This window comes from Streptomyces tailanensis (genome assembly GCF_008386495.1).
GTDB classification, from domain to species: domain Bacteria; phylum Actinomycetota; class Actinomycetes; order Streptomycetales; family Streptomycetaceae; genus Streptomyces; species Streptomyces tailanensis.
The window spans coordinates 48,165-60,386 of record NZ_VTHJ01000061.1 but is presented as its reverse complement, the minus strand read 5'-3'; the positions used below and the strand labels follow the sequence as shown (position 1 = coordinate 60,386).

Here is a 12,222-nt window from a genome sequence, read left to right as displayed (position 1 = left end):
CGCCCCTTAAGGGCCTACGGCCCTTAAAAGCAGGGGGCGCGCCCGGGCTTTTAGGGGCGCGGGGAACTGCGCGACCAGCCCCCACACAACCCGCACCCGCCTCAAAGCCCCCGAGCTGGTAGGCGGGGGGTTGAAGGGGCGCAGCCCCTGGGGGATGGGAATGGGTAGGGGCGGCGGGGGCGGGAATCCGCCGTTGTCGGCACGGCGGCGCGAAGAGGGCCCGAACCTTTTGGTTCGGGCCCTCGGTATGCCGTAGAGCTGGGCGGCGGCTACGGAAGCTGCGCCGCCCTCGCCTCGCGCCTGTTGTCGCGGAAGTTGTTCACTCGGCGGGCCGTGGCGAACAGGGGGATCACCGCGCCCATGACGAGCTGCAGGGCGCAGCCGGTCTGGAGGAGGAGCTGACCGCCGGGGGCGTCGAAGGCCCAGGCCATCAGAAGGCCCATGGAGAGGACGATCCAGGAGAGCACCGCCACCGCGAGCGGCCCCCGCGGCTTCGGGTACTCGACCCGGCTCACCATCAGCCACGCGGTGCCGATGATCGCCAGGAGGGTCGCCACGAAGGGCAGTTCGAGAAGCACGATCGAGACGACGGTCAGCGCACCGAAGGGCGACGGCATGCCCTGGAAGGTGCCGTCCTTCACCGTCACGCAGGAGAAGCGGGCGAGGCGTAGCACCACGGCCAGTAGGACGACGATCGCCCCCACCGCCGCCACCCGCTGGTGCGCGTCGTTCGCGACCATGCCGTAGACGAGGACGAAGTACGCCGGTGCCAGGCCGAAGCTGATCAGGTCGGAGAGGTTGTCCAGCTCCGCGCCCATCGGCGAGGAGCGCAGCTTGCGCGCGACCAGGCCGTCGAACAGGTCGAAGATCGCCGCGCACAGCATCAGGATCACGGCGGTGGCCGCGCTGTGGCGGGCCATGCCCGTCTCCTCGCTGCCGGTGAGGTGCGGGATCAGGATGCCGGTGGTGGTGAAGTACACCGCCATGAAGCCACACGTGGCGTTGCCCAGGGTGAGCGTGTCCGCTATTGACAGGCGGAGCGACAGCGGCATTTCCTCCGCGTCGTCCTCCACCTCGTCGGCGTCGGGCACCCAGCCGGTCTGGCCGGTCTGAGTCTCCGGATCAACCACGGTCAATGCGAGTCACCCCAGCCACGGTCTTCTGTCCCACCTCGACATCGACCTCGACACCCTCGGGCAGATAGATGTCGACGCGCGAACCGAAGCGGATCAGCCCGATCCGGTCACCCTGCTCGACCTTGGTGCCCTCGGGGATGTACGGGACGATACGGCGCGCGACGGCGCCGGCGATCTGGATCATCTCGATGTCACCGAGCTCGGTGTCGAAGTGCCAGACGACGCGCTCGTTGTTCTCGCTCTCCTTGTTGAACGCCGGGACGAACCCGCCGGGGATGTGCTCCACCGACGTGACCGTGCCGGAGAGCGGCGCGCGGTTCACGTGGACGTTCAGCGGGCTCATGAAGATCGCGACGCGGGTGCGGCCGTCCTTCCACGGCATGATGCTCTGCACCACTCCGTCGGCGGGCGAGATGACCCGGCCCTGGGCGATCTCACGCTCGGGGTCGCGGAAGAACCACAGCATGCCCGCCGCGAGCGCGGTGGCGGGCACGGCCACGGCCCGGGCGACGCCGGAGCGGCGCGAGCGGGCGAGGCTGAGGGCTGCGGTGGCGACGGTCGGGAGAAGCCACGGCGATGCTCCGCGCGCGAGGCGTACGCCGACTCGGCTGTCGCGTGGTGCAGAGGTTTGGCTGTGGGGCATGGATGACCTTCGTAGCGGACGATGCCGCGCGGTGACTGGGGACGGCGGCTTTTCCCAGGATCGTACCGGTCGCGGCCCGCAACTGGGTAAGGCAGGAAGACGAGTCGACGGCCGAAGAGTGCTGACGGGGTGTGATCTTCTTCTCGAAGAAAACACCCCGAAGCAGACATAATTCCCGGCGTTAACCTTGGAACCGATACTCCTCGAGCAGCCTGCGACCGATGATCATTTTCTGGATTTCGGCGGTACCCTCGCCGATCAGCAGCATCGGCGCCTCGCGGTAGAGGCGCTCGATCTCGTACTCCTTGGAGAAGCCGTAACCGCCGTGGATCCGGAAGGCGTCCTCGACGACTTCCTTGCAGTATTCGCTGGCGAGGTACTTCGCCATTCCTGCTTCGAGGTCGTTTCGTTCCCCGGAGTCCTTTTTGCGTGCCGCGTTCACCATCATCGCATGGGCGGCCTCGACCTTGGTAGCCATCTCGGCCAGCTTGAACTGGATCGCCTGGTGCTGGGCGATCTGCTTGCCGAAAGTGTGCCGTTGCTGGGCGTACTGGACACCGAGTTCGAACGCACGCTGCGCGACGCCGCAGCCACGGGCCGCCACATTCACGCGCCCGACTTCGACGCCGTCCATCATTTGGTAAAACCCTCGGCCGGTGACGCCGCCGAGTACGCGATTGGCCGGAATGCGTAGTCCGTCCATGATGAGTTCGGTGGTGTCGACGCCCTTGTAACCCATCTTGTCGATCTTGCCGGGAATGGTGAGGCCGGGGCGGACCTCTCCGAAACCGGGCTCCTTCTCGATCAGGAAGGTCGTCATCGACTTGTGGGGCGCCGTGCCCTCGGGGTGTCCTTCGTCACTTCGGACGAGAACGGCGACCAACGTTGACGTCCCGCCGTTCGTCAGCCACATCTTCTGACCGTTCAGGACGTACTCGTCGCCATCCTTGACCGCCTTGGATGTGATCGCCGACACATCCGAGCCAAGGCCCGGCTCCGACATCGAGAAGGCGCCCCGGATCTCGCCGAGTGCCATCTTCGGCAGGAAGTACTCCTTCTGCTCCTCGGTGCCGTGCTGCTTGAGCATGTACGCCACGATGAAGTGCGTGTTGATGATCCCGGACACCGACATCCAGCCGCGGGCGATCTCCTCCACGCACAGGGCGTACGTGAGCAGGGACTCGCCCAGACCGCCGTACTCCTCCGGGATCATCAGGCCGAACAGGCCCAGCTCCTTCAGCCCGTCGACGATCTGCTGCGGATACTCGTCGCGGTGCTCCAGCTCCGTCGCGACCGGGATGATCTCCTTGTCCACGAAGTCGCGGACGGTGGACAGGATCTCCTGCTGGACGTCCGTGAGTCCGTGGGTCTGGGCGAGTCGCGCCATGGCTACTTCTCCGTCTTTTCCGAAGGGGCCTTGAGCTGGGGGCGGCCGGGCTGCTCGCCGCCGCGCTCCTTGATGTACGTCTCGGTCGGCACCATGACCTTGCGGCGGAACACGCACACCAGCGTGCCGTCCTGCTTGTAGCCCTTGGTCTCGACATGGACGATGCCGCGGTCGTTCTTCGACTTCGATGGCCACTTGTCGAGCACGGTCGTCTCGCCGTAGATCGTGTCGCCGTGGAAGGTCGGCGCCACGTGGCGCAGCGACTCGATCTCCAGGTTGGCGATCGCCTTGCCGGAGACGTCCGGGACGGACATGCCGAGCAGCAGGGAGTAGATGTAGTTCCCGACCACGACGTTCTTGCCGAAGTCCGTCGTCTTCTCGGCGTAGTTGGCGTCCATGTGGAGCGGGTGGTGGTTCATGGTGAGGAGACAGAAGAGGTGGTCGTCGTACTCCGTGACCGTCTTCCCGGGCCAGTGCTTGTAGACCGCCCCGACCTCGAACTCCTCGTAGGTGCGTCCGAACTGCATCGCGCTCATGCCTCCGGGATCTCGAACTTCGACGTACGGGTCATCCCCGCCGCCCGGCCCTTGCCGGAGATGACCAGGGCCATCTTGCGGCTGGCCTCGTCGATCATCTCGTCGCCGAGCATCGCGGAGCCCTTCTTGCCGCCCGCCTCGGACGTGTAGTGGTCGTACGCGTCCAGGATCAGCTCGGCGTGGTCGTAGTCCTCCTGGGAGGGCGAGAAGATCTCGTTGGACGCCTCGACCTGGCCCGGGTGCAGCACCCACTTGCCGTCGAAGCCGAGGGCGGCGGCGCGCTGGGCGACCTCGCGGTAGCCGTCGATGTTGCGGATCTGGAGGTAGGGGCCGTCGATCGCCTGGAGGTTGTTGGCGCGGGCGGCCATCAGGATCTTCATCAGGATGTAGTGGTAGGCGTCCGCCGGGTAGCCGGGCGGCTGCTCGCCCACGACCAGCGACTTCATGTTGATCGACGCCATGAAGTCGGCCGGGCCGAAGATGATCGTCTCGACGCGCGGGGAGGCCTGCGCGATCTCGTTGACGTTGTTCAGGCCCTGCGCGTTCTCGATCTGCGCCTCGATGCCGATCTTCCCGAGCTCGAAGCCCATCGTCTTCTCGATCTGGGTCAGGAGGAGGTCGAGGGCGACGATCTGCTGGGCGGTCTGCACCTTCGGCAGCATGATGCAGTCCAGGTTCTGCCCGGCGCCCTCGACCACCGTCACGACGTCGCGGTACGTCCACTCCGTCGTCCAGTCGTTGACGCGCACGACCCTCGTCTTGCCGGTCCAGTCGCCCTCGTTGAGGAACTTCACGATGGTGTGCCGCGCCTCGGGCTTGGCGAGCGGCGCGCACGCGTCCTCCAGGTCGAGGAAGACCTGGTCCGTCGGGAGACCCTGCGCCTTCTCCAGGAAGCGGGGGTTCGAGCCCGGAACCGCCAGGCAGGAACGCCGGGGGCGAAGGCGGTTGACGGTCGTCATGCGGGGACCTCCAGAGGGTCGAGCTTGTTGGCCTTGCGGATCTCGTCGACGATACGGCCGATGATCCCGGTGATGTCGAAGTCCTTCGGGGTGAAGACGGCGGCCACTCCGGCGGCCCTGAGCTGCTCGGCGTCACCGTTCGGGATGATCCCGCCGGCGATCACCGGGATGTCGGCGGCACCGGCGTCCCGCAGCCGTTCGAGGACGTCCGGCACGAGCTGCGCGTGTGAGCCGGAGAGGATGGAGAGCCCGACCGCGTGCACGTCCTCGGCGAGGGCCGCGTCCACGATCTGCTCGGGGGTGAGCCGTATGCCCTGGTAGACCACCTCGAACCCGGCATCCCGGGCTCGCACGGCGATCTGCTCGGCCCCGTTGGAGTGCCCGTCCAGGCCGGGCTTGCCGACCAGGAAGCGCAGCTTGCCGACGCCGAGGTCCTTCGCCGTCAGCTCCACCTTGCGGCGGACCTCGGACATGGCCGAGCCCTCCTCGGCGGGGACGGCCACCGGCGCCGACGAGACACCGGTCGGCGCCCGGAACTCCCCGAACACCTCACGCAGCGCCCCGGCCCACTCGCCGGTCGTGACCCCCGCGCGGGCGCAGTCCAGGGTGGCCTCCATGAGGTTGCCGGTGCCCTTCGCGGCCTCCTTCAGCCGCTCCAGCGCCTTGCAGGGGCGCGGGTGGTTGAAGGGCGGCTGGTACCTCGTATCCCGCCAGTTCTGGAGCGACTTGATCACGCGGGCCTCGACGGCCGGGTCGACCGTCTGGATCGCCGCGTCCAGGTCTGCGGTCAGCGGGTTCCGCTCCGTCGACTCGAAGATGTTGACGCCGACGATCTTCTCCTCGCCGGACTCGATCCGGGCCCGGCGCTCGGCGTGCGAGGCGACCAGCTGCGACTTGAGGTAGCCGGACTCGACGGCGGCCATCGCGCCGCCCATCTGCTGGATCCGCTCGATCTCGGCGAAGGACTCCTCGACCAGCTTGGTCACCTTCGCCTCGATGACGTGGGAGCCCTCGAAGATGTCCTCGTACTCCAGCAGATCGCTCTCGTGGGCGAGAACCTGCTGGATCCGCAGCGACCACTGCTGGTCCCACGGCCGGGGCAGACCCAGCGCCTCGTTCCAGGCCGGCAGCTGCACGGCACGCGCGCGTGCGTCCTTGGACAGCGTCACCGCCAGCATCTCCAGCACGATCCGCTGGACGTTGTTCTCCGGCTGCGCCTCCGTCAGCCCCAGGGAGTTGACCTGGACTCCGTACCGGAAGCGGCGCTGCTTGGGGTTCTCGATGCCGTACCGCTCGCGCGTGATGCGGTCCCAGATGCGGCCGAACGCCCGCATCTTGCACATCTCCTCGATGAAGCGGACGCCCGCGTTCACGAAGAAGGAGATACGGGCGACGACATCGCCCATGCGCTCCTGCGGCACCTGCCCCGAGTCACGGACGGCGTCCAGCACCGCGATCGCCGTCGACATCGCGTACGCGATCTCCTGGACCGGCGTGGCCCCGGCTTCCTGCAGGTGGTAGCTGCAGATGTTGATCGGGTTCCACTTCGGCATGTGGGAGACCGTGTACGCGATCATGTCCGTCGTCAGGCGGAGGCTCGGCCCCGGCGGGAAGACATGCGTGCCCCGGGACAGGTACTCCTTGACGATGTCGTTCTGGGTCGTGCCCTGGAGTTGGGCGATGGCCTCCGCATCGAGACCTTGCTCCTCTGCGACGACCTGGTAGAGCGCCAGCAGCCACATGGCGGTGGCGTTGATGGTCATCGAGGTGTTCATCTGCTCCAGGGGGATGTCCTGGAACAGCCGGCGCATGTCACCGAGATGGGCCACCGGCACGCCGACCCGGCCGACCTCGCCGCGGGCGAGGATGTGGTCGGAGTCGTAACCGGTCTGCGTCGGCAGGTCGAACGCCACCGACAGACCGGTCTGGCCCTTGGCGAGGTTGCGCCGGTACAGCTCGTTGGACGCCTCGGCCGTGGAGTGACCGGCGTACGTGCGCATGAGCCACGGCCGGTCCTTTTCCTTTTGCGGCTCCGCCTGAGGGCGCTCGGTGCCCGCGTCGACGTTCCTCAGTCCGCGGTCGCTGCGCTCCCTTGCCTTCGTCTCTTTCGACACGGGCGCGCCCTCAGGCGCAGCCGCGGACTGACGCTCAGTCATCTCTGGACCTCAGATGTTCCGGAAGCGGTTGATGGCGTCGATGTGCTGGGCGCGCTTCTCGTGGTCGCGCACGCCCATGCCCTCCTCGGGGGCGAGGCACAGCACGCCGACCTTGCCCTGGTGGAGGTTGCGGTGCACGTCGTAGGCCGCCTGGCCGGTCTCCTCCAGGGAGTAGACCTTCGACAGCGTCGGGTGGATCTTGCCCTTGGCGATGAGGCGGTTGGCCTCCCAGGCCTCGCGGTAGTTGGCGAAGTGGGAGCCGATGATCCGCTTCAGGGACATCCACAGGTACCGGTTGTCGTACTCGTGGTTGTAGCCGGACGTCGAGGCACAGGTGACGATCGTGCCGCCCTTGCGCGTGACGTAGACCGACGCGCCGAAGGTCTCCCGGCCGGGGTGCTCGAAGACGATGTCGACGTCCTCGCCGCCGGTGAGCTCGCGGATGCGCTTGCCGAAGCGCTTCCACTCCTTGGGGTCCTGGGTGTGCTCGTCCTTCCAGAACTTGTAGTCCTCGGCGGTGCGGTCGATGATCGCCTCGGCGCCCATGGCCCGGCAGATGCCGGCCTTCTGCTCGCTGGAGACGACACAGATCGGGTTGGCGCCGCCCGCGAGCGCGAACTGAGTGGCGTACGAGCCGAGTCCGCCGCTCGCGCCCCAGATGAGCACGTTGTCGCCCTGCTTCATACCGGCGCCGTTGCGGGAGACCAGCTGCCGGTACGCGGTGGAGTTCACCAGACCGGGAGCGGCGGCCTCCTCCCAGCTCAGGTGATCCGGCTTCGGCATCAGCTGGTTGGACTTGACCAGTGCGATCTCCGCCAGGCCGCCGAAGTTGGTCTCGAAGCCCCAGATCCGCTGCTCGGGGTCGAGCATCGTGTCGTTGTGACCGTCGCTGGACTCCAGCTCGACGGACAGGCAGTGCGCGACGACCTCGTCGCCGGGCTGCCAGGCGTTGACGCCGGGGCCGGTGCGCAGGACGACGCCCGCAAGGTCGGAGCCGATGATGTGGTACGGCAGGTCGTGGCGCTTGGTGAGCTCGCTGAGCTTGCCGTAGCGCTCCAGGAAACCGAAGGTCGGCAGCGGCTCGAAGATCGAGGTCCACACGGAGTTGTAGTTGACGGAGGAGGCCATGACGGCCACCAGGGCCTCGCCCGGGCCGAGCTCCGGCACCGGCACGTCGTCCAGGTGGATCGACTTACGGGGGTCCTTGTCGCGGGTGGTGAGGCCCGCGAACATCTCCGTCTCGTCCTTGTGCACGGTGATCGCGCGGTACGACTCGGGGAGCGGCAGAGCGGCGAAGTCGGCGGACGTGGAGTCCGGCGACTGGATCGCGTCCAGGATTTCCTTCACGGTGGTGCCTCCGGCGACGAGCGTCCTGAGGGAAGACGCTGTTGAGGGTTACGTCGGGTGCTGCTGTGCTCTGTGGTGCCGTCGGTCCGGCGGAGGGTGGTGCTTTCGGCGGCGCTTTGTGGCGCGGAAGGGTGCCTGTGACGCAGGCGTCCGGGCGCGCAAGCACCTGGCTTGCGGGGACAGCCGGCGTACGAAAGGTCGCTGCACGCCGGCCGCCCGGACTCCTTCAACGTATGGCACGCCGTGTCACCCCGCAAGGCACGGAGTGCCAGAAAGTTCGCTCAGGTGAAATCTTTACGTAACAAGTGAGCGATGATCGATCAAGTGGGGGTGAAAAAGGGGTCCTGACGTGCCAAAACGGCCACCCCGTGGGGTGGCCGTCGTCACAGTTACCGATTGGTGAAGGGCGGTCTCAGCGGCCCCTCAACGCCTCCTCGATGGTCCGCATGACCTCGTCGAGGGGAGCGTCCGTCCGGGCCACCGTCACCAGGACCTCGCCGTGGGTGGAGGCCGTCGCGGCGGCCGGCTCGGGTGCCATGGTCCGGCCCGCGCCGACGGTGCCGAACGTCTTGCGGACGATCGCGAAAGCGCGGTCGAGCTGGGCCTCTACGTCTCCGTGGCCGCCGGACCTGAGCCATCGCCGCAGCACGTGGTTGTGCGCGGTGACCACCGCCGACGCGGCGACCTCGGCGAGCAGCGGGTCGTCGCCCACGTCGTCGTGGTGGGCGTGCTCGTCGAAGTGGCCCAGCAGATAACGGGTGAAGAGGCGCTCGTAGCGGGCCACGGAGGCGATCTCGGCCTCCCGGAGGGTGGGCACCTCGCGGGTCAGCTTGTAGCGGGCCACCGAGATCTCCGGCCGGGCCGCGTACATCTTCATGACTTCCTTGATGCCGCGGCACACCGTGTCGAGCGGGTGCTCGTGCGCGGGGGCCGCGTTGAGCACCGCCTCGGCGCGGATCAGGGTGTCGTCGTGGTCCGGGAAGATCGCCTCTTCCTTGGAACGGAAGTGGCGGAAGAACGTGCGGCGGGCGACGCCGGCCGCCGCCGCGATCTCGTCGACGGTGGTCGCCTCGTACCCCTTGGTCGAGAACAGCTCCATGGCCGCGGCCGCCAGTTCCCGGCGCATCTTGAGCCGTTGGGCGGCGGCGCGACTGCCCGCGGCACTCTCCGGCGCGTCGGGCGTAGCTGGTGTACGTGAGGACTTGGCGGGCTGGGACATGCCCCGAACGTACTGCATCCGTGCAGGAGAGTGCGCACGTCCACCGGTTCCCCAGCCCTGCTCGGACGGGGGATCGGCGGGGCGGGCGGAGCGGGTGTACGGGGGATGTCCGCCCGGGGTGAGGAGCCCGCCCCAGTGCCCGCCAGTCTGCCTGCCCGCCTGCCCGCCCGCCGTGAACCGGTCGCCCGGACCCTCAGCGCTTGGCATATTCGCGGAAGCCACGGCCGGTCTTGCGGCCGAGGCAGCCCGCGGCCACCAGGTGCTCCAGGAGGGGCGCCGGGGCGAGCCCCGGGTCGCGGAACTCGCGGTGCAGCACCTTCTCGATGGCCAGCGAGACATCGAGCCCGACCACGTCCAGCAGTTCGAACGGCCCCATCGGGTAGCCGCCGCCCAGCTTCATGGCCGCGTCGATGTCGTCCAGCGTCGCGTAGTGCTCCTGGACCATCTTGATCGCGTTGTTCAGGTACGGGAACAGCAGCGCGTTCACGATGAAACCGGCCCGGTCGCCGCAGTCCACCGGATGCTTGCGGACCTTCGCGCACAGCTCGCGGACCGTGGCGTGGACGTCGTCCGCGGTCAGGACGGTACGGACCACCTCGACCAGCTTCATCGCCGGGGCCGGGTTGAAGAAGTGCATGCCGATCACGTCCTGCGGGCGCGAGGTGGCGCGGGCGCAGGCGACGACGGGCAGTGAAGAGGTGGTGGTGGCGAGGATCGCGCCCGGCTTGCAGACTTTGTCGAAGGTCGCGAACAGCTGCCGCTTGACCTCAAGATCCTCGGCCACCGCCTCCAACGCCAGGTCGACGTCCGCGAACGCGTCGTACGAGCCCGCCGGGGTGATCCGGTCCAGGGTCTCGGCCGCGGCCTCGACCGTCATCCGCCCCTTGTCGACAGAGCGCGAAAGCGACTTGCCGATACGGGCCTTGGCGGCCTGCGCCTTCTCCTCACTGCGCGCGGCCAGCACGACCTCGTACCCGGCCTTCGCGAACACCTCGGCGATCCCGGACGCCATGGTCCCGGAGCCCGCGACACCCACCGAACGGACGGTACGGCCCTCGGTGAGCGCGACACCCTCCAGCGGCGTCAGCGCGTCCCGCACGACGGTGGCGGAGCCAGGGGCCTCGTACGTGTAGAAGCCGCGCCCCGACTTACGGCCCGTCAGGCCCGCCTCGCTGAGCTGCTTGAGGATCGGCGCCGGCGCGTGCAGCCGGTCGTGCGAGGCCGCGTACATGGCCTCCAGGACCGTACGCGCGGTGTCGACGCCGATCAGGTCGAGCAGGGCCAGCGGGCCCATCGGCAGACCGCAGCCGAGCCGCATCGCCGCGTCGATGTCCTCGCGGGAGGCGTACTTGGCCTCGTACATCGCGGCGGCCTGGTTCAGGTAGCCGAACAGCAGCCCGTCGGCGACGAAACCGGGCCGGTCGCCGACCGCGACGGGCTCCTTGCCCAGATCGAGGGCGAGATCCGTGACGGCGGCGACGGCCTGCGGCGCCGTCAGCACCGAGGAGACGACCTCGACCAGCTTCATCGCGGGCGCCGGGTTGAAGAAGTGCAGCCCGAGGACGCGCTCGGGGCGGGCCGAGTCGGCGGCGAGACGCGTGACGGACAGGGCGTTCGTGCCGGTGGCAAGGACGGTGTCGGGGCGGACGATCGAGTCCAGTTCACGGAAGACATGCTGTTTGATCTCGTACGACTCCGGCACGACCTCGATCACCAGGTCGGCGTCGGCGGCGGCGCGCAGATCGGTGAAGGTGCGGAAGCGGGCGAGGACGTCGCCGCGCTCCCGCTCGGTGAGCCGGCCGCGGCCCACGGCGCGCTTGGTCGCGGCCTCCAGCGCGGCGACGGCACGACCGGCCGCCGCCTCGCTGATGTCGATGCCGACGACCTCGCGGCCGGCCCGGGTGAGCACCTCGGCGATACCGGTGCCCATGGTGCCGAGGCCGACCACGGCAATGGTCTTCAGGGGAGAGACGGGGGACAGGGGAGTGGCCATCGCGGGACTCCAGGAATGAGGGTGACGACTGAGGGAGGAGCGCGCCCTGTGGGCGCGCACACGCCCAGGGGGAACGGCTGAACCGACCGGCCCTGTCCCGAGGCCGAGCCGTACTGAAACTCCAGGTACCGAAAACTCCAGGTACCGAACCGACTGTGCTCACGGCGGCCGCGTCACCAAACCGTCGTAAGCGAACACGAGTGGGTATCTCGCTCGTCTGAGCTTAACCGGTGGGTAACGAGCGCGCCAGCCCCCGGGTTTGTGATGTACGTCCCCGAAGGGCGGACGCGCCCGTACGCTCGGGGCATGGACGAGGAGTTGCGATCACTCACGGAGCGTGTGCGGGGCGAGGCAGGAGGGTCGGCCGGGTACGAGCGGCTTGTCGTGACCGACAGTACGGATGAGCTGGCGGCCGTGCTGACCGAGCCCGGACAGCCGCTGTGGGCGAGGGAGTTGGCCGCGTTCCGGTTGGGCGTCGCGGGGGACCGGCGGGCCTTCGAGGCGCTCGTCCTGCTGTTGAATCACCGGGATCCGCCGCGATGCGCCTCCGCGGCGTATGCCCTGGCCCGGCTCGCGGACCCGCGCACCGCCCGGGCGGCGGCGGCCCTCGCCACGAATGAGCTGCGGGTCGCGTATGCCCTGCATCCGGTACGGCTGCTTGTCGAGCTTCGTGCGCCCGAGGCTGTGCCGGCGCTGATCACCACGCTTCAGCGGAGGCTGCGGCCGCATGACCCGTACCGCCGGGTCGCTCTCGCGTGTGTGGAGGGGCTGGGGACCTTGGGAGATGCCCGGGCCAGGCCCGTACTGAACGAGGCGCTCGCTCATCCGAACCTCGCCGAGGCGGCG

At 68.4% G+C, this 12,222-nt stretch carries 10 protein-coding genes; 1 reads left to right on the top strand and 9 read right to left on the bottom strand.

The genetic code is table 11. The features are described from left to right. Positions 1–269: 269 nt before the first annotated feature. The 9 genes from pssA to F3T56_RS36415 form a co-directional block, all read right to left on the bottom strand. Entirely contained in the window at positions 270–1,091 is an 822-nt protein-coding gene (gene pssA, locus F3T56_RS36455) for a CDP-diacylglycerol--serine O-phosphatidyltransferase (RefSeq protein WP_149829665.1), read from the bottom strand. A 31-nt stretch (positions 1,092–1,122) separates the two neighbouring features. Next, positions 1,123–1,779 carry a phosphatidylserine decarboxylase gene (locus F3T56_RS36450; RefSeq protein WP_149829657.1) on the bottom strand — a complete coding sequence of 219 codons (657 nt, stop codon included), beginning with the start codon at positions 1,777–1,779 and terminating at the stop codon, positions 1,123–1,125. Between the two features lie 181 nt (positions 1,780–1,960). Continuing rightward, complete coding sequence (locus F3T56_RS36445; protein ID WP_149829655.1) at positions 1,961–3,166, bottom strand: acyl-CoA dehydrogenase family protein; 1,206 nt, start codon at positions 3,164–3,166, stop codon at positions 1,961–1,963. Positions 3,167–3,168: 2 nt separating this feature from the next. Further along, positions 3,169–3,693, bottom strand: coding sequence for a MaoC family dehydratase (locus F3T56_RS36440; RefSeq protein WP_149829663.1), 525 nt, complete (start codon positions 3,691–3,693; stop codon positions 3,169–3,171). A 5-nt stretch (positions 3,694–3,698) separates the two neighbouring features. Continuing rightward, positions 3,699–4,661: an HpcH/HpaI aldolase/citrate lyase family protein gene (locus F3T56_RS36435; protein ID WP_149829654.1), complete on the bottom strand. Its 963-nt coding sequence runs from the start codon at positions 4,659–4,661 to the stop codon at positions 3,699–3,701. Then, a complete protein-coding gene (locus tag F3T56_RS36430; protein WP_425473707.1) occupies positions 4,658–6,817 on the bottom strand; it encodes a protein meaA in 2,160 nt (719 codons plus the stop codon). Before F3T56_RS36430 ends, F3T56_RS36435 begins: the two co-directional genes overlap by 4 nt. Before the next feature lie 9 nt (positions 6,818–6,826). Further along, positions 6,827–8,164, bottom strand: a complete 1,338-nt coding sequence (ccrA, locus tag F3T56_RS36425; protein ID WP_149829652.1) for a crotonyl-CoA carboxylase/reductase — start codon at positions 8,162–8,164, stop codon at positions 6,827–6,829. A gap of 412 nt (positions 8,165–8,576) precedes the next feature. Next, a complete protein-coding gene (locus F3T56_RS36420; RefSeq protein ID WP_216373046.1) occupies positions 8,577–9,383 on the bottom strand; it encodes a TetR family transcriptional regulator in 807 nt (268 codons plus the stop codon). Between the two features lie 193 nt (positions 9,384–9,576). Continuing rightward, complete coding sequence (locus tag F3T56_RS36415; RefSeq protein ID WP_149829649.1) at positions 9,577–11,376, bottom strand: 3-hydroxyacyl-CoA dehydrogenase family protein; 1,800 nt, start codon at positions 11,374–11,376, stop codon at positions 9,577–9,579. Between the two features lie 306 nt (positions 11,377–11,682). On the opposite strand from F3T56_RS36415, the gene F3T56_RS36410 reads away from it, so the two are divergent. Beyond that, on the top strand, positions 11,683–12,222 hold a 540-nt coding region (locus tag F3T56_RS36410; protein ID WP_149829661.1), incomplete at its 3' end, for an adenylosuccinate lyase.

Excerpts from the sequence above, each read along its gene's own strand:
- F3T56_RS36450 (WP_149829657.1), bottom strand. The coding sequence starts at position 1,779 with ATGCCCCACAGCCAAACCTCTGCACCACGCGACAGCCGAGTCGGCGTA.
- F3T56_RS36445 (WP_149829655.1), bottom strand. The coding sequence starts at position 3,166 with ATGGCGCGACTCGCCCAGACCCACGGACTCACGGACGTCCAGCAGGAG.
- F3T56_RS36440 (WP_149829663.1), bottom strand. The coding sequence starts at position 3,693 with ATGCAGTTCGGACGCACCTACGAGGAGTTCGAGGTCGGGGCGGTCTAC.
- F3T56_RS36435 (WP_149829654.1), bottom strand. The coding sequence starts at position 4,661 with ATGACGACCGTCAACCGCCTTCGCCCCCGGCGTTCCTGCCTGGCGGTT.
- F3T56_RS36430 (WP_425473707.1), bottom strand. The coding sequence starts at position 6,817 with ATGACTGAGCGTCAGTCCGCGGCTGCGCCTGAGGGCGCGCCCGTGTCG.
- F3T56_RS36420 (WP_216373046.1), bottom strand. The coding sequence starts at position 9,383 with ATGTCCCAGCCCGCCAAGTCCTCACGTACACCAGCTACGCCCGACGCG.
- F3T56_RS36415 (WP_149829649.1), bottom strand. The coding sequence starts at position 11,376 with ATGGCCACTCCCCTGTCCCCCGTCTCTCCCCTGAAGACCATTGCCGTG.